The sequence below is a fragment of the Gilliamella sp. B3464 genome (genome assembly GCF_026536145.1).
GTDB lineage: Bacteria > Pseudomonadota > Gammaproteobacteria > Enterobacterales > Orbaceae > Gilliamella.
Window position 1 is genome coordinate 23,765 of sequence record NZ_JAFNOQ010000001.1, and the last position, 23,391, is coordinate 47,155.

Genomic DNA, 23,391 nt, shown 5'->3' on the forward strand with positions numbered 1-23,391 from the left:
CCTAAGTTTGCTCTACTTACTGTAAGTATCGAGGTAATAATGGACATGACTGAATTTCAACAAAATTGTTATAACATAGTGACAGATCCCAATTTGTCGCCAAAACAAAAATCTAACTTACTCGCTTTAGCTGCCGAAAATAATTTACCTTATGTTGACTTGGATAGTGAGACTAAGCAAGCTTTAGATGAACGTGTAATTTGTGATATGTATGAAGGTCATGCCCCTTACAAGCCGCGATATGTATTACCTGATTATGCAAAATTTCTTAAGCAAGGATCAGACTATCTAGAACTTGAGCCGGCAAAAAGTTTTGATGATGCATTAAATATGCTGACAATTGCTTATCATCATGTTCCATCTGTCACCGGCATGCCCGTTTATTTAGGTTGTTTAGACCAAGTGCTGCTTCCTTATGTTGGTAATTTAACACAAGCCGATCTTTACCCGCGATTAAAACGTTTTTGGATTATGCTTGATCGCAATTTACCTGATGCGTTTATGCATGCCAACATTGGGCCGACCGACAATGTTATTAGTCGAACAATTTTACGCGTCGATCGCGAACTTAAACAAGTTGCCCCTAATTTAACGTTTATTTATGACGAAAGTATCACGCCAGAATCTTTACTAAATACCGCCATTGAAAATATTTGCCAAACAGCCAAACCACATATTGCAAATAATATGATGATAAAAAACGATTTTGATGAAGAAGGCTATGGGGTGGTAAGCTGTTATAATTCGTTACCCGTTGCCGGAGGTGGCAGTACCCTTTCAAGAATTAATTTAAAGGAAGTGGCACTACGCAGTAAAAATATTGTCGACTTTTTGCAAAATACCCTACCTTTCTACTGTCAATTACAGCTGAATTTAATCAAAGCCCGCTCTGCATTTTTATATGAAAAATCCAACTTCTTTCAAAATAGCTTTTTGGTAAAAGAAGGGTTGATTGATGCCAATCGTTTTGCGCCTATGTTTGGGGTCTATGCCATGGCTGAAGCGGTAAATATTTTACAAGAGAAATCTCACTTAACCGGTCGCTACGGTGTCGATGAAGATGCCAATGAGCTGGCTGCTACTATTTCTAAACAACTCGCTGACTTTGTTGATAGTCATGAAATTAAGCATGCATGGCAGGGTAAAGCCATGTTACATGCACAGTCAGGCATTAGTACTGATAGAGGAGCAACACCGGGATTACGTATCCCTTATGGGCATGAACCGGATCCGGTTACCCACATTATGGCACTGTTTAAACACCATAAATATTATGCGTCTGGTATCAGCGATATTTTAACGATTGATGAGACCATTAAAACTAATCCATTAGCCTTAGTACAAATTTGTAAAGCGGCATTCAAATTTGGTTTTAGAGAATTTACCGCGAATATAAGTGGTAATGATTTAGTTCGAGTAACCGGTTATATGGTGAGATTATCGGATATCAAAAAGTATAAACAAGAAGGCTCACGGATTAATACCACATTTTTAGGTAGTGAAGCGGCCGAAGATACTGAAAACAATAGCTATCTATGCCGTACACCTCGGGTAATTAGTCATGAACAAGTCATGGGCAATCGTTAATAAACTGTTACCTTTTTCTTGTGTTGATGGACCAGGCAATCGCTTGGTCATCTTTTTGCAAGGCTGTAATTTTAGATGCTTAAATTGCCACAATCCTTACACCATATCGTTGTGTAGTAATTGTGGTAGTTGCGTCGATGCCTGCCCACATCAAGCATTAACTTTTGATAATCACAACGTCATTTGGCAAGCGTCGACTTGCCAGCAATGTGATACCTGCATAAATACCTGTAGCCATAGTTCAACGCCCATGACTTACCGTTACAGTGTTGAAGATATTTTGCAAATAATTCGAAAATACCTACCTTTTTTGACAGGAATTACCTTTAGTGGTGGTGAAGCCACGATACAACTCCCCTTCATTACAGAACTTTTTAGTGCTATTAAACAAGACCAAGATTTAAAGCACTTAACCTGTTTTATAGACAGTAATGGTTATTTGTCACAATCTGGCTGGCAAAAAGTACAACCTGTACTTGATGGTGCAATGATTGATCTGAAAGCTTGGGATAGCCAAATACATAAAAAACTAACCGGTCGAGATAATTATCGAGTAAAGCAAACTATCGCCTACCTGGCGAAAATCAACAAACTCTACGAAGTGAGATTTTTAATCATTCCTGAGCATACTGACTTACAACACAATGCCACACATCTTGCACAATTTTTAATAGATATCGATCCCAATATCAAAATTAGAATAAATGCCTTTCATAATCATGGGGTACACGGCATAGCCAAAACTTGGAAACCCGCCACGCAAGATCAAGTCGAACTTTTTGCCATGCAATTAAAAAATAATGGCTTACATAACATTACGCTCCCAAGCGTCTATTTGTAAGATTGATAAGGAGTAACATAACGATAAAATTCCTAAAATTAAAACGTCCCCAATCTGTTTCAGTCATTCTTCACGGCCCAAAAGATCGACAAAATACTCAATCGATACCACAAGCTTTACGTTATACATCGGGAGAATGGCAGAATATTGGCAGAGCTCAAATTGTTCAGATAAAGTTATTATTCGTCAGCATTGGTAAGGTAAATTCGCAACTGGATTACAGGATCTTTTACCCGCCTTATTACAATAAATTCAATGTTAAGTAACCATGAATTGAGCAATAATCAAACTGTTCTTATATAACTCAAATATGGTATTTAATGAAGGTTTACAGTGGTGTGTAAACGGCACATACGGTTGAGATCAAAATGATTGAGTTCAAACATCCTTGTTTGATACCTCTGTCCTTGTTCTGTTATTGTTTCTGATTTGGTAAAAAATGTGATTGGCTCAGATAAATAACAACAAATATAGTATTCATTATCGAAGTGAGTATTTTTAACGATATCACCTTCATCACTGTCTACTTGTTTGAATGTTGTTTTTTGAGTTTCGGATAAAGGCAAATAGAGTATATCCGAATAAAAACAACCTATATTCATCACTTGTTGGGAATAAGTGATGCTTTTCTTAATCGCATTAACCTCGGCTGAAGATAATGCTTTAACATCTTGCGTATTAAAAAAAAGATGAAATACGAATATCGTAAAAAGTAATGTAAAAAACATTTGTTTTTTTTGGGTAGTATTGGAATCAAACTTGAATATATTTTTATTAATAAAATACATTATCGATCTCTTTTTTATCATAAAAATACCTTCTCATGTCTAATATAAACTTTCTGATTTGATAAATTATAAATTTCATCAGATTAATATTTAACACATGCAGTATAGGCCACATCAGGTTCAACAATAACATTACCCTCGACTATCCCTACACTATAATATTTGTTATTACCCATTACATCTTTTACTGATGATTGTTCATTTGTGAAATAGAATTCATAATAGATTAAATTTTTCAAATTTAGCAATCCAGACATCATATCTCGACCAATAATATCTAAAGGTGCATAAAAGTAGACTTTACCCCATTCTGGTGTTAACCCTTCACCGATTGCTCTTTTATACCCATTACCTTTTATATAATAGTTATCGTTAGTTGTGGGTATGTATGATAAAGGAGAATTGGAGATCTCAGCTCGTGTTGGCAATCTATCATTATTTTGTTGACATAATTTATTTGAGTTTGCCCAATTACCAGGGGGATTATTTAAGAAATATAACCAATGATTAATTGAAAAAGTATAATAAAATTGTGCTGAAGTGCGGTTATTTGTGACTAAAATTACAAATTCATCACCTTGATTAGGCACATTATTGGTAAATTTAAATTCACTTTTAGAATCAGCGTTTGAAGCACGAGCAGTATTCACTAAGGAATTATTAGGATTTTTGACCAAGGTATAACTATAATCCGATATTGGATTGACGGGTACAATTCTGAAACGAGCCTCTGGAAAACCATAAGTTGGAAAATGATTTCCATTTGAATCTGTTGCTGTTGCCTTGAAGCCTTGATGAAAGGCAAATTGATCACTGTTATAAGGAGGATCAACACTTATTGTATCAGCGCCATAAGGAGCATAGTTATCCCCTTCATTCCAACCATTGTTTGTAATCAATGCCAGTACGCCCGGTCTGATATAACAGATACCATCATCAGCACTGATTTCAAATGTTTTAGACACTTCTCTTGGTTTTGAGGTGTCAGGCATACCGTATTGGGTTTTAGCAATAAATGTAATGGTTACCTTCACCGATAAATTTGCATTAGTCGTCGATGAAGTGCACACATCACGACCAAGGGGTGCAGTGGAATCAGAAGCAATAATGTTATTGTTTTGGTCAAGCCATTGAGCATTAATCGATTGAATAATGAAACTATCGGTACTCGACAATTTATCACCATCCACATCATGAATATCACTGTCATTTAAACTCGAAATATCGACACCAAATGAATAAAGGCTAGGTGAAGTATTGTAAGCAACAGAAATCTTATTTGCGCTACCTGGCGAAATAACGACTGGATCGAGATCATCTAATTTAAATTTGATTTGAATTCCGTTTAACACTTTAGTTTCAGCGCTTGCAAGAATATCTGGTTGATTACCATGAATAGAGTTCACTGTTACAACACCGTTACTCGCTATTGTTGTATGATTAAAAAATAATAATATAAATAAAACTAGAATTTTTATGTTAAATCGAACAAAACACACTTTTTTTGTATAATATATAATGTTATTCATTTCTTAGCCTCTATTCATTAACTTATCCAAAGTGTTGAGCAAGATTATTGAGTTGAAGTTTGAACGAACAAATTAATCATCATTTGATAAAAAATTGTGAAGTTTTAACAGTTATCGATTATTGCTTTTTGTTAATGTTTAACGCTATGCATCTAAGTATAAATAGATGTTGTTTTGAAATTACTGCTAGATGCAAAAATAGTTACTATTTTTTTAAAAATCCAATCTTATGTTTCATTTAAAACTAAAATAATGACATTAAAAAAATACAAAAGAAAAGCTAACTAAAGAAAAGAATATGTTGGTTATACTAGAGTATAAAATTAACCTTCTATTTGGCGCAAAAAATTTAAACCGATTAAACTTATTCACCCAAAATAGAATATAATTTGTACAATTATATTCTAAAAAAAGTAGATTTCAAAGTTATTTCTACAAACGATAAAAATGTAAAAAATATCAAATAGATTGAATAAAAGGATGATAAATCATCATCCTTTTAATACGCTAGAATAAGTTAAAGCAGATAGAAAAGTCATTATTTTCCTTTTTTAAAAGCAGCAGCAAATGCATTGCCCATTGCACTATTGGTGCTTGAAGGTGCATTGTGATTTTTTAGCGTTTGATTGCTACGATGCTGGCTTTTATTTGCTTCGGCTTTAGTGGTCACCGCATCATCTAAACGCATGGTTAATGCAATGCGTTTACGTGGTATGTCGACTTCAACCACTTTAACTTTTACAATATCGCCAGCTTTGACAACCGATCGCGGATCTTCTACAAATTTATCTGAGAGAGCTGAAATATGCACTAAACCATCTTGATGAACACCAATATCAACAAATGCACCAAAATTAGTCACGTTAGTAACAGCACCCTCCATTATCATACCCACTTTAAGATCATCTATTGTCTCGATATTATCGGCAAATTGTGCTGTTTTAAATTCTGGTCTTGGATCGCGACCCGGTTTATCAAGCTCTTTAATAATATCTGTGACTGTTGGCACACCAAAATGATCATCGACATAATCAACCGCTTTTAATGATTTAAGATAACTGCTATCACCCAAAATCTCTTTTAAGGATTTATGATTTTTTTCTAAAATCCGTTCAACTACCGGATAAGCTTCAGGATGCACAGCTGATGCATCGAGTGGATTTTTACCGTCCATGATCCGTAAAAAACCTGCACACTGTTCAAAAGCTTTTGGTCCTAATCTTGCAACTTTGAGTAATTGTTTACGGTCAGAAAATTGACCATTGTCATTACGCCAATCAACAATATTTTGGGCAATGACTTTGTTAAGCCCAGCAATGCGCGCGAGTAACATTACAGAAGCCGTATTTAAATTAACCCCAACCGCATTTACCCCATCTTCGACCACTGCATCAAGCTTTTTAGCTAATTGTGTTTGACTTACATCATGCTGATATTGTCCGACACCAATTGATTTAGGATCGATTTTCACCAGTTCAGCTAATGGATCTTGTAACCGGCGCGCAATCGAAACCGCGCCGCGTAATGATACATCAAGATCCGGAAACTCTTGCGCGGCCAGTTCCGAGGCAGAATATACCGATGCCCCCGCTTCGCTAACAATCACTTTTTGTGCTTTCACTTCTGGATATTTTTTTTGCACATCAAGATAAAAACGCTCGGTTTCACGCGATGCCGTGCCATTACCAATCGCCACTAATTCGACTTGATACTTAATGCAAAGGGCTGCAATCATCATGGCAGCTTTATCTGCCTGTCCTGTATGCGGATAGATTGTTTCGGTCGCAACAAGTTTACCAGTAGCATCAACCACCGCGATTTTAACGCCGGTACGTAAGCCGGGATCCATCCCCATCGTGACTTTCATACCAGCAGGCGCAGCCATGAGCATATCATGTAAGTTAGCGGCAAAAACATTAATTGCTTCTTCTTCAGCTCGCTCACGTAAGGTAGTCATCAGTTCAGTTTCCATATGCATTAAAATTTTAATGCGCCATGTCCAATTAATTACTGCTTTTCGCCATTTATCAGCAGGTTGCTCATTAAAATGAACACCCAAATGCTCGGTAATAATCTGTTCACAATAACTTTCTTTTGGCGGCTCTTCAAATTGGGGATCTGCATTTAATGACAGTTGTAAAAAACCTTCATTGCGGCCACGGAACATCGCTAACGCGCGATGAGAAGGCACTTTAGAAATAAGTTCACTTTGCGCAAAATAATCACGAAATTTAGCGCCGTCTTCTTCCTTACCCGCTACAACTTGCGACACCAAATGAGCATTATTCCATAAGTAATGACGGACTTTGGCAAGAAGCCCAGCATCTTCAGCAAATCGTTCCATTAAAATATAGCGTGCACCATCCAGCGCTGATTTGCTATCAGCAATACCTTTATCATTGTTGATATATTTTTCAGCTTCGGATTCTGGATTAAGGTGTGGGTTTTGCCATAAATCATCAGCAAGCGGCTCAAGCCCTGCTTCAATAGCGATTTGCCCACGTGTACGACGCTTAGGTTTATAAGGTAAATAAAGATCCTCAAGCTCAGTTTTGCTAAGCGTTTGTGTGATTTTGTCACTCAATTCTGTGGTTAATTTACCTTGTTCTTCGATTGATTTTAATATTGTTTGTTTACGATCTTCAAGTTCTCGCAAATAACTTAAACGACTGTCTAGCGTGCGTAGTTGGGTATCGTCTAATCCGCCCGTTACTTCTTTACGATAGCGGGCAATAAAAGGGACGGTACTTCCTTCATCTAATAATTGAATAGCCGCTAAAACTTGTTCTGGTTTTACCGTCAGTTCACCGGCTATAATATGGCTAATTTGATTATTTATCATGGTATCTCTGTATATCGTCGATTAACGGAATAGAATTTTATTATGCAAAAAGCTAATTATATAACAAGAGAAGGCTATTTGGCACTCGATCGTGAACTGAAATATTTATGGAAAATAGAAAGACCTCAAGTAACACAAGCTGTTTCGGATGCCGCAGCGCTTGGCGATCGCAGTGAAAATGCAGAATATATTTATGGCAAGCGAAGATTACGCGAAATCGATAGACGCGTGCGCTTTTTGACTAAACGTTTAGAAACGCTGACAATTGTTGATCCCGATCCTAAGCAGGAAGGTAAAGTATTTTTTGGGGCTTGGGTTAAGCTAGAAGATGAATCTGGTCGCATACATGTTTATCGAATTGTTGGAACCGATGAATTCGATCCGAAAAAAAATTGGATCTCAATAAACAGCCCTGTTGCCCGCGCATTAATTGGTCATAAGGTCGATGATGAAATATCAGTTATGACCCCTAATGGTACAAATTACCTCTATATCGTGGCGATTAGCTATCAAGAATTAACCCTTTAACCTATTTAATTGACTAAAATAACACTCTAAAAAATCGAACAATTTGTTATGTTCAATGAGATGTTATTAAATATTGTTTGACGAATAATTTTCTTAAACTTGCAGGCAAATAAAGCTATAATTTATTAATTGCTTCTTAATTACAATCATTATGATGTTAGTTGATCAGTTATATATTTATCCCTGTAAGTCCATGAAAGGTATTCCACTAAAAAAAGCCACCACCACCGAAGGCGGCTTTCAATACGATCGTGTTTTAATGATAAGTGAACCTGATGGGACTTTTATTACAGCAAGACAATATCCACAGTTATTAAAAATCGAAACCACACTGGTAGATAATAAGATCCATCTACTATTACCCTCTAAGCAAGCGATAACGATTAATTTAGATGATTTTTCCCAAGATGTTGAACCCACTCAAGTATGGGGAAATCATTTTACTTCGCATATTGCGCCAATTAGTGTCAATCAATTTATCAGTCAATTCTTGCAAAAAGATGTACAAGTACGTTGGGTAGGTAACCATTTATCACGACGTACAAAACGCTATTGTGATGTAGCGGTAAGCTTTGCTGATGGATACCCCTATTTATTACTTAATCAATCCTCTTTTAATTATTTACAACAACAATGCCCGGAAAAACTCGATATTCGCCAATTTCGCGGCAATATTATTATTAAAGATGCGTTACCTTTTGCTGAAGATGGTTGGAAAACAATTAAAATTGGCCCAGTTATATTTGATATTGTCAAACCCTGTACACGATGTGTTGTAACAACCATGAATGTTGAAACCAGTAAGTTATCAACCGATAATGAGCCATTGAAAACGTTACGCTATTTCAGATCTGATAGTGAGGGTAAAATTGATTTTGGTATGAATATGATTGCTCGTAATCATGGTACCGTCTGTTTAAGTGATCCTATAGAAGTACTGGAGCGACAACCGGCTAAAAATTATATTAAATCATTCCCAGCTGAAATTAAGCAAAATCAACAACCTTGCACAATCGCACTTAATGAACAAATAATTCAAGGCAATAATCAGCAAACTATTTTAGAACAATTAGAACAGCATCAAATAGCTGTGCCCTATTCTTGTCGTGCCGGAGTTTGTGGACGTTGTCAGATACTGTTGAAAAGTGGTGAAGTAACCGCGATGACTAAAGCTGCTATTAAAAGAGGAAATCGAATTTTAGCTTGTAGTTGTATACCCAAAAGTAATATTGAAATTGAATTAGTTAAGAAATAGCTTCTAACTCAAGTGGATGTTTGCTAAGACTATCCTCAATTGAACAAGTTGAAATTGGCATTAATCTATCGTTCATGACTTTAATCGCTTCTGAAAAATAGAAAGTTTTATTCATAGCACCAAAAGTAGGTTGAGCAATAATACACAGCGATGCGTTTTCGCCGGCTTCAACGACCATCAAAAACACTGATTGACCACCTTCTTGCATATTTACTACAACAATATCGGCCATTTTAGGTCGATATGCCGTTATTTGCTGCGAAAAATACCAACTTTTTGGCATTTGTGGCTTTAAAAAATTGGCAGCAACAATCGCATTTATCGACAATTCAATTTTTTGCGAATCGTTAAGATTCAATAATTGACAGCTATCAAAAAATTGATAATAAGCAGTTGCATCACTGACAGAAAAAGGAAACTCGCCAAACACATCGGGAATCAACATTTTGCTAGGATAGCATGAACGAAATAGCATTTCAGGCGATACTTCTAGCATTAAGCTATCATAATCACTATCAAAATACCAACGCCAACTATCAGTTGGTCGAAAAGCTAATTTCATTGATATATTACCCTTTTTAAAGTTGAACTAAATTTGCACAAAAAGATAACATAACTTAGATAAAAAATAAATAATAAATTAAAATAAAAACTTTTTAATTGCTTAATTTTTAAAAAATTTATCAGTAATAGGTAAAGATCAAAACGATCTAACTTCGATCCTTTTTAAGGATCATTGATCCCATTCGATCCATCTTTTTTTATATTATAAAATACAGCTTTAATTAAACTTCTTTACAGAACATCAATACGAGATAGGGTTATTATGGATTTAGATAATTTTAAATTGTGATGAGATAATTAATAGGAAGAAGATTACCTCGGTTTATCCAAGGTATAAAATAATTGTAAACCAGATATTAATCACAACTAAATTTCTGTAAAATTTTTAACTCTGCCTACACGGCAGTGAACTACTGATTATTCCGCCGATGGCATCCATAACTTTTCTAAACTACCTACACGGCAGTGAACTGGATTGAACAAATCACGACAGCAAATATCAATTTCTAAACTACCTACACGGCAGTGAACTGACTGTGTGGCGTGAACTTCGTAGATTAGGCTTTCTAAACTACCTACACGGCAGTGAACTTTATACGCACATATCGAGGCTCTCAGACACATTTCTAAACTACCTACACGGCAGTGAACTAGAGTTCGACCTACTATAATCGTTGTTCAGATAAAGGTAAATGATATTTTTACTTTTAAAAACCCTTTTTTTGTAGCTATTTTTAATCTATTGATTTTATTAGTTTTTAAAATAAGCTAAAAAAAAGGGTTAAAACAAGGGTAATTTTTTGGTTTATTTATTCAGCTGTAATAAAGCTAAAATTTATTTATAACCTTATAACCCTTAGCAGCAAATTAATCAATTAATCAGGTTACAGTAAGAAAATAAAATTAATAATATCAATATATTGCCGATAACTTGTGACTAACGTAATAAATAATTTTCACTTTTTAACATTGAATTTATTCACACTCAAGATAGGACAATTCATTAAAACCAAGTAATTTTTACTATTAGTCAGTATTTTTATTCACTACTCTGTAGGGGGCAAAAAAGAAGCGGAGGAGCTTAGTTGTAGATTAACGTGTATAGGTAGTTTAGAAAGATTCGACGATTGGGATTTGCTAACCAAGTTCACTGCCGTATAGGTAGTTTATAAAGCCTGTAAATAGCGCCGAGCCTTTGCCATCGAGTTCACTAACATATATAGTGTAGATAAATATAGCTCAGTTGAGTAAAAATAGTTTGAATTCACAACGATGAGCAGTTATGGGTAACGCGATCAATGCATTGTTTAGCTACATGGCGGGTTGTTGATGATAATCATAATGCTTTTTTATTTGACTAGTTTTGACAAATTTTTAAATAGCTTTCTAACTCACTAAAGCGTCTTGCTAAAACTTAAAAGTTTTTTAAATAAAAAGAGTATTAAGACTCAAATTTCAGTAATAAATGGGCTATATCATAGCGTTATTTGCTGCCAAAAAATACAAAAAAATGCCATATAACCAAGTAAGTTAAGTCGCTATCATCCAATTAAAGGTTACCGCATATTAACTAGCGTTTGTTAAAGTTGAAGTTAGTTGTAAGTAAAAATTCGTATTACTTATTACTGTTATCATCAATCCTGTAATAGGATTTTGATATACACGATTAATATTAGTCGATATAACGTCAACGTTTATTCAAACAATAGAGGATACTTGCTTCAAAATAATAAAAGGTGTCATTAGACACCTTTTATTAGTTGGGATAGCTAATTAACTTGCTACATTTATACGCTTCATGTCAGTCATATAGCTACGTAATTTACGACCAATAATTTCAATTGGATGATTACGAATTTCTTCGTTTACATCACGTAATTGTGCATTGTCAACACTACCTTCTGGAATAGCTTTGCCAAGATCGCCCGATTGTAACATTGGCATAAATTTTTCTTTTAATAAAGGTATTGCGGCATTAGCAAATAAGTAGTTACCATATTCTGCTGTATCTGAAATAACCACATTCATTTCATACAGGCGTTTACGCGCAATAGTATTAGCTATAAGTGGTAATTCGTGCAATGACTCATAATAAGCTGATTCAGCTAAAATACCTGATTCGAGCATGGTTTCAAATGCAAGTTCAACGCCTGCTTTGACCATTGCAATCATGACAACACCTTGATCAAAGTAAGCTTGTTCGTCGATCTTACCTTGATATTCGGCAGCTTTTTCAAATGCTGTTTCGCCGGTTTCTTTACGCCATTTTAATAAGTTAGCATCATCATTTGCCCAATCTTTCATCATCGTTGATGAGAATTCGCCTGAAATAATATCATCCATATGTTTACGATAAAGATCAGTCATGATAACTTTCAACTCTTTTGCTAGAGCATTAGCGCGTAATTTAGCTGGGTTAGATAAACGATCCATCATTAACGTTATGCCACCTTGTTTTAACGCTTCTGTAATGGTTTCCCAACCGAATTGCAATAATTTACAGGCATAAGCAGGATCAACGCCATCAGCAACAAGTTTATCAAAGCAAAGTAGTGATCCCGTTTGTAACATACCACAAAGAATTGTTTGTTCACCCATTAAGTCTGATTTTACTTCGGCTACAAATGAAGATTGTAAAACACCAGCACGATGACCACCAGTTGCAGCAGCCCACGCTTTAGCAATGGCTAAACCTTCACCTTTTGGATCGTTTTCTGGATGAACAGCGATAAGCGTTGGCACGCCAAAGCCACGTTTATACTCTTCACGTACTTCGGTACCTGGGCATTTAGGGGCAACCATAACAACAGTAATATCCGAACGAATCTTTTCGCCCACTTCAACAATGTTAAACCCATGAGAATAACCCAGTGCAGCGCCTTGTTTCATCAGTGGTTGCACAGCTTTGACAACAGCTGAATGTTGTTTGTCTGGCGTTAAATTAATAACAAGATCAGCTGTCGGAATTAAGTCTTCGTAGGTGCCGACTTTAAAACCATTTTCAGTCGCTTTTTTCCAAGATGCGCGTTTTTCAGCAATCGCCTCTTTACGTAGAGCGTAGGCAATATCTAAACCAGAATCGCGCATATTAAGGCCTTGGTTAAGACCTTGCGCACCACAACCAACTATAACAATTTTTTTACCTTTCAAAAAATTGGCTTCAGATGCAAACTCGTCACGCGCCATAAAGCGACATTGACCAAGTTGATGTAACTTTTCACGTAAATTTAGAGTATTGAAGTAATTTGACATTGTTCTCTCCATGAGTTGAGTAATTCATAATTGATATGCCCTACACTATATAGTAAATTTTTTATTGCTAAAATTGATATATTTAAAATATTATATTGCATAAATTGCAATATACTTGCTAAGTTTTACGGTTTCTTTTACTCTAAGCCACCTTTTATTTATCGGCAATTTGTATAATATGGATACTCGCTTTAAGCAAGCTAAAAAAGAAGCTAAGTTATCATTGCTGTTAACGGCTATTTACCTCATTGCTTGGATTATTTGCGCTTATTGCGTGGGCAACAAAATAGGCTTTTGGGGTTTACCATTGTGGTTTGAACTATCTTGCATAATGACACCTTTAGCTTTTATTTTGTTATGTATTATTGTTGTAAAATCTCAATTCAAAGATATCTCTTTAGAACAGACTAAGTGATTCAAACCATGCATTTCGATATTATTTTACCACTGGTTATCTACCTGATTTTTGTATTTGCATTATCGCTTTATGCTTATATAAAGCGAAAAAAGGTCAATCAATTTACCGATTATTTTATTGGTAATCGAACGATGGGTGGCTTTTTACTCGCCATGACACTTGCAGCAACTTATATTAGCGCAAGTTCGTTTATTGGTGGACCTGGCGCTGCTTATAAATATGGTTTAGGTTGGGTGTTGTTATCCATGATTCAAGTTCCTACCGTATTGTTATCATTAGGAATATTAGGTAAAAAATTTGCTATTTTAGCACGTCAATATAATGCTATTACCTTAAGCGATATGCTTTATGCACATTACAAAAGTAAAACCATCGTTTGGTTTGCAAGTATCGCGTTAATAGTGGCTTTTATTGGTGCTATGACTGTCCAATTTGTTGGCGGCGCTCGTCTGCTTGAATCATCAGTAGGTATTCCCTACCATAGCGGATTACTAATATTTGGTATTGGTACCGTTATTTATACGGCTTTTGGTGGTTTTAGAGCGAGTATATTAAATGATGCATTCCAAGGTTTAGTTATGATCATTGGTGCCGTTTTATTGCTTGGCGCGATTATTTATGCAGGCGGCGGCATGACAACGATTATTCATCGACTACAAGAAATTGATCCAGCACTGCTTACACCACAAGGCCCAAACCATTTTATGGATTTTCCGTTTATGGCTTCATTTTGGGTGTTAGTCTGTTTTGGCGTGGTGGGGTTACCTCATACCGCGGTGCGTTGCATGGCGTATAAAGATAGTAAAGCAGTGCATCAGGGAATTATTATTGGTACAATTGTTGTTACAATCATCATGTTAACGATGCACTTATCTGGTAGCTTGGGCCGAGCAATCATTGATGATTTAACAATACCAGATCAAATTGTACCAACATTAATTATTAATGTATTACCGCCTTTTGCTGCGGGGATCTTTTTAGCTGCACCATTAGCTGCGATCATGTCAACAATCAATGCGCAGTTATTGCAAGTATCATCCGTTCTGATTAAAGATCTTTTTTTAAGTATTAAAAGCAATAGCAATTTAAGTGATAAATTATTAACGCGTATTTCAGTTACCATTACCTTTATTTTTGGTGGTTTACTTATTTTTGCAGCTTGGAATCCACCTAATATGATAATTTGGCTAAATTTACTTGCTTTTGGTGGGCTTGAAGCAGTGTTTTTATGGCCTTTAGTACTCGGATTATATTGGAAAAAAGCCAATGCGACAGGAGCACTCTGCTCAATGCTGGCTGGTGCAATAAGTTATACACTATTAGCCAGTTATGATATTAAGTTATTGTCATTCCACCCAATTGTGCCTTCTTTAATTATTGGATTAGTGGTTTTTATTTTAGCCAATATGTTTGGCAACAAAGGAAAAAATTATGCCTTGGATTCAACTCAGAATTAATACGACTAATGAATTAGCTGAACAAATCAGCGAACAACTAGAAGAATCGGGAGCTGTATCAGTCACTTTTCAAGATACTTATGACAATCCTGTTTTTGAACCTTTACCTGGTGAAACTAAACTTTGGGGAAACACCGATGTAATCGGGCTTTATGATGCTCAAACAGAGATTAATGAGTTAAAATCGATACTAAATTTAGACCAATATTCTTATAAAATTGAACAATTAGAAGACAAAGATTGGGAACGAGAATGGATGGATAACTTTCATCCTATGCAGTTTGGAAAAAGACTTTGGATCTGCCCAAGTTGGCGAGACGTGCCCGATCCTAATGCGGTTAATGTGATGTTAGATCCCGGTCTAGCATTTGGAACCGGAACCCACCCAACTACAGCATTATGCTTAACTTGGTTAGACGGTCTAGATCTCAACAATAAAATAGTGATTGATTACGGTTGTGGTTCTGGTATTTTGGCCATTGCCGCATTAAAATTAGGCGCAAAACAGGTTATTGGTATCGATATCGATCCACAAGCTATCGAAGCTAGTCGTGACAATGCTGAGCGTAATAATGTTAGCAATAATTTACAGCTTTATCTTGCCAACGATATACCCAATAATTTACAGGCAGATGTTATTGTTGCCAATATTTTAGCCGGACCATTAAAAGAACTCGAACCAAACATAAATAAGCTGGTTAAACCAAGTGGGCTATTGGGATTATCCGGTATTTTGGCATCGCAGGCACAAAGTGTTTGCTTAGCTTATCAAGCACATTTTGAGTTAGATCCAGTTATTGAGCAAGATGAATGGTGCCGTATAACTGGCAAAAAAAAGTAAAAATTTGACATTACCCCTTTTAACTTCGAGAAAAAATGCGTAATATAGCCGGCCTCAATTTGCTTAGCATTGGTGAGGTCAAATTAAAAAACAATTTAATTGCTGCACCAATGGCTGGAATTAGCGATAAACCATTTCGTCATCTATGCTATCAATATGGCGCTGGAATGACAGTATCAGAAATGTTCTTAGCAAATTCAGATGTTTGGCATACAGATAAATCGGCATTACGTATGGTGTCAACAGATGATATTGGTGTGCGAGCTGTTCAAATCGTGGGGTCAGATCCCGACGAAATGGCAAAAGCAGCCGAATTTAATGTCAAACATGGCGCTGAGTTAATCGATATTAATATGGGGTGTCCAGCAAAAAAAGTGAATAAAAAATTAGCGGGATCGGCTTTAATGCAGCATCCGGAGCTAATTAGAAAGATTTTGCAAAAAGTTGTTGGTGCTGTTGATGTACCGGTAACTTTGAAAACGCGGACTGGATGGGATAAAAATCATAGAAATTGCATTGAAATCGCACAAATTGCACAGGATTGTGGTATTAAGGCAATAACCATACACGGAAGAACACGTGCTTGCTTATTCAAAGGTGAAGCTGAATATGAGTCGATTAGAGCAGTAAAACAAAATGTGACAATTCCTGTCATTGCTAATGGCGATATTTGTACACCGGAACAAGCAAAAGATGTTTTTCAATATACGCAAGCTGATGCTATAATGATCGGCCGAGCGGCACAAGGGCAACCTTGGATATTTGAAGAAATTGCATTCTATTTAACACATGGACAGTTAAAAAAAAGAAAAACAATTGATGAAGTGGAGCAAATCGTGTTAACACACCTTGATGACCTTTATCAATTTTATGGAGAATACAAAGGATTACGGATTGCCAGAAAGCATGTAAATTGGTATACCAACTATTATGCTGATAGCGATCAATTTAGGCGCTTATTTAGTGTACTTAGCAATACAAGTGAGCAAGTTAAAACACTAAAAGCATTTTTTAGTCAAATTAGAAACAACCAAAAGAGTTAAAAATACTATGTCAGAACAACGCGTTACAGCTGCAGCACTTAAATTTACAACTGTAAACTCACAAGACCAAATAACACAAAAACCATTGCGAGATTCAGTAAAGCAGGCTTTAAAAAACTATTTATCACAACTAAATGGTGAAGATCCTACTGATTTATATGAATTAGTGTTAGCTGAAGTTGAACACCCATTCCTTGATATGGTTATGCAATACACCCGTGGCAATCAAACCAGAGCTGCCAATATGCTTGGTATTAATCGTGGTACTTTACGCAAAAAATTAAAACAATATGGAATGAGTTAATCAACTCTTTATTGATATCTTGTTTTACAATCCAAAAGCGCCGAATTAGGCGCTTTTTTACTATCATGTATCAATCATGATTCAATTGAACTTAACGTTTTTAGAACAACTCGCTTAAATAAAAATTAGGCAGATAAACGCTTAACTAACGTTGGTGTTAACGTTAAAGTATGCAGTTTATCATTAGGATGATGTAATCGATTTAATAAAGTTTCAACTGCTAATTGTCCTAACTCTTCTTTGGGTTGATGGATTGTTGTCAACGGTGGGGCAATATATTGTGCAATTTCTATATCATCATAACCCATAATAGCAATATCTTCTCCCACCTTTAAACCATTACGATATAGAGCCTGATAAGCACCAATAGCCATAGCATCATTAGAGCAAAAAACCGCTTGTGGCGGAATTGGCAACTGTAATAAATGCTGCATTGCCACAATGCCGGAAGCGAATCGAAAATCGCCCTGCGCTTCGTAATCTGGCAAAATGGTTAATTGCGCGTCCTGCATCGTTTGACGATACCCTTGAAGGCGCGATTGCGCCTGAGTATTGTTCAATGGTCCAGTAATACAAGCAATACGTTGATAATTCTGTTCAATCAGATACTGGGTCGCTAATGTTGCGCCATAAAATGAATTATCTTGAATCGTATCACACACGCCTTTAAAAGGTGTCCAGTCCATCATGACCATAGGTAACTTAGGATAACGGTCAAAAATTTGTTCCGGAAAAGAGTACGTTTCCGTGCACATAGCTAATAGACCATCAACACGTTTTTGTAACAAATGTTCAATATTGTTGAGCATTCGTTGCTGATCGCCCTCAGTATTACATAAAATTAAATTATAACCGAGTTCATAACAGCTACGCTCGACACCTTGCACTACCTCAGCGTAAAAAGGGTTATTACTTGTGGTGACTAACATGCCAATAGTAAAGGTTTTATTACTTTTTAAACTACGTGCAATTGCTGATGGCGTGTAGTTTAGCTGTTTTATTGCAGACTCAACCTTACTGCGAATAGCTGGACTTACATAGCGATCGTTATTAATAACATGAGAAACGGTTGAAGTAGATACTTTCGCATAATTTGCGATATCTTTCATGGTAGCCAAGTGTTAATTTCTCATTGATAAATGTTGTGATTGAATAAAATTATCGACGTCTTTTCGTGTTGGTACGGATGTTTGTGCACCGGCTTTAGTCACAGATAGTGCCCCAGCTGCATGTGCATAATAAACCGCTTGTTTTAGATCTTTGCCCTCTAGCAACGCGGTAACCAACATTCCATTAAAGGTATCACCAGCACCAATTGTATCAACAGCGTTAACACGAAACCCTGGTACTATTACGCCGTTTTGTGCATGACTCACCCAAGCGCCTTTACTTCCCAAAGTGATAATCACAGTATGGATCCCTTTATCATGTAATAATTGTGCTGCTTGCTGTGCATCTTGCTCGGTAATAATTTTTATACCAGTTAAAAACTCTGCTTCTGTTTCATTTGGCGTAATGATATCAACATGGGCGAGTAATTCATCAGATAATTTTTGTGCGGGCGCAGGATTTAAAATGACTTGTGTATTATTTTGTTTAGCCAACTTGGCAGCTTGCTCAACGGTTGCTAATGGCGTTTCAAGTTGCATTAAAATTGCATCAGCTTTTGTGATATCGTCAGCAAATTGATCTAAATACTCTGGTGTGACAGCAGCATTCGCTCCAGCATATATTGCAATTTGGTTTTCACCTTCTTGATTGACCAAAATAAGCGCAACACCAGTATTTTCTTGGTCGATTACGGCAACAGAACGGGTATCAATATGATCGCTTTGTAGCTGCTTTTTAAAGTTTTTGCCTAAATCATCGTTACCAACAGCCGCAATAAATTGCACATTCGCACCGAGGCGTCCAGCGGCTACGGCTTGATTGGCTCCTTTGCCGCCATACGCGATCTTATAATGTGTACCTGTTAATGTTTCACCTGGTTTGGGAAACTCATTGACATTTAAGATATGATCGATATTGACACTACCAAGTACAATTAATTTTTTACTATTCATATATTTTGTTCCTAATCAACTAGAAATTGGACGCACTCATGCGTCCTTGATAATTTTATTGAGTTATCAGTTTTAATTCTACAGGAATTTTTGCATCAACCTTTTCACCTTTTATTACTTTATCAGCAATTTCAATACCTATTGAGCCGATTTTGTCGGGTTGCTGAGCGACAGTTGCGGCCATTTTTCCGCGTTGTACTGATTTAACACCATCATCAGTACCATCAAAACCAACTACGATAATATCATTACGACCTGCAGTTTGTATGGCGCGCACAGCACCTAATGCCATTTCGTCATTTTCTGCAAATACGGCTTGCACAGCCGGATAAGCAGTTAAAAGATTTTGCATTACGTTCATCCCTTTAGCGCGATCAAAGTCTGCCGGTTGTGCTGTTAAAATAGCCAATTGATTTGCTTGCACAGATTTGACAAAACCCTCACCTCGTTCACGAGAAGCAGATGTCCCAACAATACCTTGCAATTGTATCACTTTGGCATTAGCCCCCAATTTTTCAAAAATAAAGTCACCGGCCATTTTGCCACCAGCAACATTGTCAGAGGCAACATGACTCACTACATCGCCTTTGACTGAAGCACGATCAAGTGTAATAACCGCAATACCGGCTTTATTAGCCGCCAGTACGGCGTTACCAACCGCTTCAGAATCAGTAGGGTTAATCAAAATGATTTTAGCGCCTTTAACAATGGTGTCTTCAACGTTAGCTAGCTCTTTAGCAGGGTTATTTTGTGAATCTAAGACTACTAAGTCGTAACCCAATTCTTTCGCTTTATTTACGGCACCATCTTTTAAGGTAACAAAAAAAGGATTATTCAACGTTGAAACAACTAAAGCGATGCGCTCTTTCGCTGAGGCTTGAAAAGCAATACAAACACTTAGTGCAGAAGCAATCACAGCTGCCATCATTTTTCTAAATTTCATAACTTTCTCCCAAAATAAAATCTCGATTTAATACCCTTATTTATTGGTTTTTTTATCAACTAATACGGCTAATAAAATAACCACTCCTTTTACGATCATTTGGTAGTAGGCATCAACGCCTAGCATATTTAATCCATTATTTAAAAACCCTAAAATTAAAGCCCCCACCAAAGTACCTAAAATTTTTCCTCGTCCACCTGACATACTAGTACCGCCAAGTACCACTGCTGCGATTGCATCCATTTCATAACCTGTCCCTGCTGTAGGTTGTGCTGAAGACAATCGAGCAACCTCAATAGTGCTAGCTAATGCACAAAGTAAACCACTAATTGCATAAACAAGGATTTTAACGCGATCAACATTAATACCTGATAGACGGGTTGCCGCTTCATTCCCACCTAATGCATAAATGTAACGACCCAGACGTGTGTATTTAAGTAAGTACCAAGCTACGATAAAAACAACTGCCATGATAAAAATTGGTACAGGAATCCCCAGTACACGCCCAAATGCAAACCATTCAAATAATTCCGAATTATCATTGGTACCTGTCGAAATTGGGCTACCTTTAGTATAAACTTGCGTTACACCACGTAAAATAAGCATCATAACTAAGGTTGCAATAAATGCTTGTAATTTACCTTTGGCGATAATAAATCCTGAAAAGGTTCCCAATATCCACCCTAAAACTAAGGAAGCAAAAATCGCAATAAATGGCGATATATCCGCCCCAATCAACGAAGCAGTAATGGCGCCAGATAATGCAAAGATTGACCCCACACTCAGATCAATACCCGAAGTTAAAATGACCAAGGTCATGCCCACTGCAATAATGGCATTGATTGAAGTTTGTTGTAAGATGTTAAAAAAGTTGTTTAAGGTAAAAAAGTTATCGCTTAAACAAGAAACAATAATGATTAAAACCAATAAAGTAATTAAGGATTTTTGTTCAATTAATAAATTTTTAAGTTTTTTATTTTGCAACATCAGCGCTCTCCTCTGCTTTGCCAACGGCTGCTGCCATAAGTTTTTCTTGTGTTGCCTGGTTAATTGCAAAATCCCCAGTCACTTTTCCTTCATAGATAACTAAAATACGATCACTCATGCCGAGTACTTCTGGCATATCAGATGAGACTAAAATGACACTTAACCCCTGTTGCTTAAACTGATTAATAAGTTGATAAATCTCTTTTTTAGCGCCAACATCAACGCCACGAGTGGGTTCATCTAAAATTAATATCATCGGTTTAGTCATTAATCCTTTGGCTATAGCAACTTTCTGTTGATTACCGCCCGATAAAAAACCAATGATCTGATTGATAGAAGGGGTTTTTATATTAAACAAGCCGACAAAATCCTCAACGGCTTGTTGTTCTTCGGCTAACTGTAGCTTTCTGAACTTATTGGTAAAATAATTGAGTGCGTTCAGTGACATATTATCTTTAACTGACATGCCTAAAATCAGGCCATCTTTTTTGCGATCTTCCGAAATATAGACAATTCCCTGATTCAAACCATCACGCGGGGAAGCAATTTTTACCGATTTTCCTTGTAATAGTATTTTTCCTGATTCGGCCGGATTAGCACCATAAATCATTTTCATTAATTCTGTTCGTCCCGCCCCCATTAAACCTGAAATTCCCAGTATTTCACCTTCGTGAAGAGCAAAGCTGACATCATTAACGCCTGGACCAATCAAGTTTTTTACTTCTAAAGTAACATTACCTTTAGCGACATTGATTCTGGGATATTGCTCTTCAAGCTTACGACCGACCATCATCTCAATGAGTGTATCTTCATTTAATTCATCTATTTTTTTTTCACCAACAAATTGACCATCACGTAAAACAGTTACTTCATCACAAATTTCAAAAATTTCTTGTAAACGATGTGAGATATAAACAACACCACAATTTTGTTGCTTAAGTTTTTTGATTACGGTAAAAAGAGAAGTTGTTTCGGTATCGGTTAAAGCATCGGTTGGTTCATCCATAATAATGACTTTAGAATTAAAACTTAGCACTTTAGCAATCTCTACCATTTGCTGTTCACCAATGGATAGATCACTAATTAACCGTCGACTATCATAATCAAGATGAAGTTCGGCTAATAACTTGTCAGCTTCGCTATACGTTTTATGCCAATCTATGCAACCCAATTTATTAGTGAATTCACGACCTAAAAATATATTTTCGGCGATACTCAGTTGTGGTATTAAATTCAATTCTTGGTGAACAATTCCTATGCCCGCTTCTTGTGAGGATTTTGGTCCATGAAAGTTTACTTTGCTACCTAAATAAATAATTTCGCCTTCATCTTTTTGGTATATACCCGTCAACACTTTCATTAAAGTAGATTTACCCGCACCATTTTCTCCAATCAATGCCATGACTTGACCTGCACGCACATTTAAATTAACGCCAGCAAGTGCTTTTACGCCTGGGAAGGATTTATGGATGTTGATAAGCTGTAAAAGATTTTCATTCATAAATTACTCTTTTGTTTGTTTTACAAACGAAGTTAAAAAATCACGCCTGACTGTAAAATGATATTGGCAAAAGGTGTACATTCACCTGTTCGAATAACAGCTTTACAATGATGAGTTTGTTGTTTTAACTGCGCATGACTGACATATAAAATGTCGATACAGTTATGTTGAACCTGCTCTATTTCTTTTATTTGTTCGATGATTTGTTGATGGATGTGGGGATTATGAGCAAGGATTTCTTCCGCTAATATCACCCTTTCGATTTGCATATCATGTGAAACGGTTTGAAAAACTTGCATAAACGTTGGCACACCATAAGTCAATGCTAAATCAATGCGTGGGGTTTCATTAGCAATTGGCAAGCCTGCATCACCTATTGCAATTTGATCGGTATGCCCCATTCTAGCTAAAATTTTAACAATTTCAGAATTAAATAATTGACCTTTACGCATAGTTAAATCCCTGTATTAGTTTAATTATGACGACTATCGAAACGTTTCGATAATGCATCATCTACTTAATAAATGCTGCTGGCAATAGCTAAAATGCAAAGTTGTGATCTTGATCAATGTGAAATGATTCAGCTTTTAATATAGTTTTTTAAATAGTTATAAAAAAGGGGGGAATATGGCCACTTTAACAATAATG

The 23,391-nt window shown here is 36.3% G+C and carries 19 protein-coding genes, 1 pseudogene and 1 CRISPR repeat array; of the genes and pseudogenes, 9 read left to right on the forward strand and 11 right to left on the reverse strand.

Features of this window, described 5'->3' with window-relative positions; all coding sequences use genetic code 11:
* Window positions 1–39 precede the first annotated feature (39 nt).
* Window positions 40–1,587, forward strand: coding sequence for a YjjI family glycine radical enzyme (locus tag J3U57_RS00085; RefSeq protein WP_416379629.1), 1,548 nt, complete (start codon window positions 40–42; stop codon window positions 1,585–1,587).
* Entirely contained in the window at window positions 1,562–2,428 is an 867-nt protein-coding gene (locus J3U57_RS00090) for a YjjW family glycine radical enzyme activase (RefSeq protein WP_267343488.1), read from the forward strand. The genes J3U57_RS00085 and J3U57_RS00090 overlap by 26 nt, the downstream gene beginning before the upstream one ends.
* 317 nt (window positions 2,429–2,745) lie before the next feature.
* Here the strand turns inward: J3U57_RS00090 and J3U57_RS00095 are convergent, their stop codons facing one another.
* From J3U57_RS00095 to J3U57_RS00105, 3 genes and pseudogenes are all read right to left on the reverse strand, one after another.
* Window positions 2,746–3,237: a hypothetical protein gene (locus J3U57_RS00095; protein WP_267333444.1), complete on the reverse strand. Its 492-nt coding sequence runs from the start codon at window positions 3,235–3,237 to the stop codon at window positions 2,746–2,748.
* Window positions 3,238–3,299: 62 nt separating this feature from the next.
* The gene (locus J3U57_RS00100) at window positions 3,300–4,745 is read right to left on the reverse strand and encodes a hypothetical protein (protein WP_267343489.1); all 1,446 of its coding nucleotides are present in this window, start codon (window positions 4,743–4,745) and stop codon (window positions 3,300–3,302) included.
* A gap of 676 nt (window positions 4,746–5,421) precedes the next feature.
* Window positions 5,422–7,587: pseudogene (locus J3U57_RS00105) on the reverse strand (Tex family protein); the annotation flags it as partial.
* 42 nt (window positions 7,588–7,629) lie between these two features.
* Between J3U57_RS00105 and greB the strand changes: the two are divergent.
* Together greB and J3U57_RS00115 are read left to right on the forward strand one after the other, a co-directional pair.
* Window positions 7,630–8,115, forward strand: a complete 486-nt coding sequence (greB, locus tag J3U57_RS00110; protein ID WP_267333441.1) for a transcription elongation factor GreB — start codon at window positions 7,630–7,632, stop codon at window positions 8,113–8,115.
* Window positions 8,116–8,269: 154 nt separating this feature from the next.
* Window positions 8,270–9,370, forward strand: a complete 1,101-nt coding sequence (locus J3U57_RS00115) for a YcbX family protein (protein ID WP_267343718.1) — start codon at window positions 8,270–8,272, stop codon at window positions 9,368–9,370.
* Here J3U57_RS00115 and J3U57_RS00120 read toward each other — a convergent pair.
* Together J3U57_RS00120 and ilvC are read right to left on the reverse strand one after the other, a co-directional pair.
* On the reverse strand, window positions 9,360–9,932 hold the full coding sequence (locus J3U57_RS00120) for a cell division protein ZapC (protein ID WP_267333439.1): 573 nt from the start codon (window positions 9,930–9,932) through the stop codon (window positions 9,360–9,362). The genes J3U57_RS00115 and J3U57_RS00120 overlap by 11 nt on opposite strands.
* A gap of 385 nt (window positions 9,933–10,317) precedes the next feature.
* A CRISPR array of direct repeats spans window positions 10,318–10,586; the repeat unit is 29 nt; unit sequence TTTCTAAACTACCTACACGGCAGTGAACT.
* 1,121 nt (window positions 10,587–11,707) lie between these two features.
* The gene (gene ilvC, locus J3U57_RS00125) at window positions 11,708–13,186 is read right to left on the reverse strand and encodes a ketol-acid reductoisomerase (RefSeq protein WP_267343490.1); all 1,479 of its coding nucleotides are present in this window, start codon (window positions 13,184–13,186) and stop codon (window positions 11,708–11,710) included.
* 178 nt (window positions 13,187–13,364) lie between these two features.
* Between ilvC and J3U57_RS00130 the strand changes: the two genes are divergently transcribed.
* The 5 genes from J3U57_RS00130 to fis are packed head-to-tail and all read left to right on the forward strand — an operon-like array spanning window position 13,365 to window position 17,249.
* Window positions 13,365–13,601, forward strand: a complete 237-nt coding sequence (locus J3U57_RS00130; RefSeq protein ID WP_065634883.1) for a YhdT family protein — start codon at window positions 13,365–13,367, stop codon at window positions 13,599–13,601.
* Between the two features lie 8 nt (window positions 13,602–13,609).
* The gene (gene panF, locus J3U57_RS00135) at window positions 13,610–15,061 is read left to right on the forward strand and encodes a sodium/pantothenate symporter (protein WP_267343491.1); all 1,452 of its coding nucleotides are present in this window, start codon (window positions 13,610–13,612) and stop codon (window positions 15,059–15,061) included.
* Window positions 15,036–15,902 carry a 50S ribosomal protein L11 methyltransferase gene (gene prmA / locus J3U57_RS00140; protein WP_267333435.1) on the forward strand — a complete coding sequence of 289 codons (867 nt, stop codon included), beginning with the start codon at window positions 15,036–15,038 and terminating at the stop codon, window positions 15,900–15,902. The genes panF and prmA overlap by 26 nt, the downstream gene beginning before the upstream one ends.
* 35 nt (window positions 15,903–15,937) lie before the next feature.
* On the forward strand, window positions 15,938–16,945 hold the full coding sequence (dusB, locus tag J3U57_RS00145; protein ID WP_267333434.1) for a tRNA dihydrouridine synthase DusB: 1,008 nt from the start codon (window positions 15,938–15,940) through the stop codon (window positions 16,943–16,945).
* A 7-nt stretch (window positions 16,946–16,952) separates the two neighbouring features.
* Window positions 16,953–17,249, forward strand: a complete 297-nt coding sequence (fis, locus tag J3U57_RS00150) for a DNA-binding transcriptional regulator Fis (protein WP_034883623.1) — start codon at window positions 16,953–16,955, stop codon at window positions 17,247–17,249.
* A 125-nt stretch (window positions 17,250–17,374) separates the two neighbouring features.
* Here the strand turns inward: fis and rbsR are convergent, their stop codons facing one another.
* Genes rbsR through rbsD form a run of 6 tightly spaced genes read right to left on the reverse strand, consistent with a single transcriptional unit; the run spans window position 17,375 to window position 23,195 of the window.
* The gene (rbsR, locus tag J3U57_RS00155; protein ID WP_416379630.1) at window positions 17,375–18,367 is read right to left on the reverse strand and encodes a ribose operon transcriptional repressor RbsR; all 993 of its coding nucleotides are present in this window, start codon (window positions 18,365–18,367) and stop codon (window positions 17,375–17,377) included.
* 3 nt (window positions 18,368–18,370) lie between these two features.
* Window positions 18,371–19,312, reverse strand: a complete 942-nt coding sequence (gene rbsK / locus J3U57_RS00160; protein WP_267333432.1) for a ribokinase — start codon at window positions 19,310–19,312, stop codon at window positions 18,371–18,373.
* A gap of 55 nt (window positions 19,313–19,367) precedes the next feature.
* Window positions 19,368–20,255, reverse strand: coding sequence for a ribose ABC transporter substrate-binding protein RbsB (rbsB, locus tag J3U57_RS00165; RefSeq protein WP_267333431.1), 888 nt, complete (start codon window positions 20,253–20,255; stop codon window positions 19,368–19,370).
* Between the two features lie 36 nt (window positions 20,256–20,291).
* Window positions 20,292–21,242 carry a ribose ABC transporter permease gene (gene rbsC, locus J3U57_RS00170; RefSeq protein ID WP_267333430.1) on the reverse strand — a complete coding sequence of 317 codons (951 nt, stop codon included), beginning with the start codon at window positions 21,240–21,242 and terminating at the stop codon, window positions 20,292–20,294.
* Complete coding sequence (gene rbsA, locus J3U57_RS00175) at window positions 21,229–22,743, reverse strand: ribose ABC transporter ATP-binding protein RbsA (RefSeq protein ID WP_267343493.1); 1,515 nt, start codon at window positions 22,741–22,743, stop codon at window positions 21,229–21,231. Before rbsA ends, rbsC begins: the two co-directional genes overlap by 14 nt.
* A 32-nt stretch (window positions 22,744–22,775) precedes the next feature.
* The gene (gene rbsD, locus J3U57_RS00180) at window positions 22,776–23,195 is read right to left on the reverse strand and encodes a D-ribose pyranase (RefSeq protein WP_267333428.1); all 420 of its coding nucleotides are present in this window, start codon (window positions 23,193–23,195) and stop codon (window positions 22,776–22,778) included.
* Window positions 23,196–23,391: the final 196 nt, after the last annotated feature.

Excerpts from the sequence above, each read along its gene's own strand:
- J3U57_RS00085 (WP_416379629.1), top strand. The coding sequence starts at position 40 with ATGGACATGACTGAATTTCAACAAAATTGTTATAACATAGTGACAGAT.
- fis (WP_034883623.1), top strand. The coding sequence starts at position 16,953 with ATGTCAGAACAACGCGTTACAGCTGCAGCACTTAAATTTACAACTGTA.
- prmA (WP_267333435.1), top strand. The coding sequence starts at position 15,036 with ATGCCTTGGATTCAACTCAGAATTAATACGACTAATGAATTAGCTGAA.
- J3U57_RS00115 (WP_267343718.1), top strand. The coding sequence starts at position 8,270 with ATGTTAGTTGATCAGTTATATATTTATCCCTGTAAGTCCATGAAAGGT.
- rbsC (WP_267333430.1), bottom strand. The coding sequence starts at position 21,242 with ATGTTGCAAAATAAAAAACTTAAAAATTTATTAATTGAACAAAAATCC.
- ilvC (WP_267343490.1), bottom strand. The coding sequence starts at position 13,186 with ATGTCAAATTACTTCAATACTCTAAATTTACGTGAAAAGTTACATCAA.
- rbsK (WP_267333432.1), bottom strand. The coding sequence starts at position 19,312 with ATGAATAGTAAAAAATTAATTGTACTTGGTAGTGTCAATATCGATCAT.
- greB (WP_267333441.1), top strand. The coding sequence starts at position 7,630 with ATGCAAAAAGCTAATTATATAACAAGAGAAGGCTATTTGGCACTCGAT.
- J3U57_RS00100 (WP_267343489.1), bottom strand. The coding sequence starts at position 4,745 with ATGAATAACATTATATATTATACAAAAAAAGTGTGTTTTGTTCGATTT.
- J3U57_RS00130 (WP_065634883.1), top strand. The coding sequence starts at position 13,365 with ATGGATACTCGCTTTAAGCAAGCTAAAAAAGAAGCTAAGTTATCATTG.
- J3U57_RS00090 (WP_267343488.1), top strand. The coding sequence starts at position 1,562 with ATGAACAAGTCATGGGCAATCGTTAATAAACTGTTACCTTTTTCTTGT.
- panF (WP_267343491.1), top strand. The coding sequence starts at position 13,610 with ATGCATTTCGATATTATTTTACCACTGGTTATCTACCTGATTTTTGTA.
- rbsD (WP_267333428.1), bottom strand. The coding sequence starts at position 23,195 with ATGCGTAAAGGTCAATTATTTAATTCTGAAATTGTTAAAATTTTAGCT.
- dusB (WP_267333434.1), top strand. The coding sequence starts at position 15,938 with ATGCGTAATATAGCCGGCCTCAATTTGCTTAGCATTGGTGAGGTCAAA.
- rbsB (WP_267333431.1), bottom strand. The coding sequence starts at position 20,255 with ATGAAATTTAGAAAAATGATGGCAGCTGTGATTGCTTCTGCACTAAGT.
- J3U57_RS00095 (WP_267333444.1), bottom strand. The coding sequence starts at position 3,237 with ATGATAAAAAAGAGATCGATAATGTATTTTATTAATAAAAATATATTC.
- rbsA (WP_267343493.1), bottom strand. The coding sequence starts at position 22,743 with ATGAATGAAAATCTTTTACAGCTTATCAACATCCATAAATCCTTCCCA.
- J3U57_RS00120 (WP_267333439.1), bottom strand. The coding sequence starts at position 9,932 with ATGAAATTAGCTTTTCGACCAACTGATAGTTGGCGTTGGTATTTTGAT.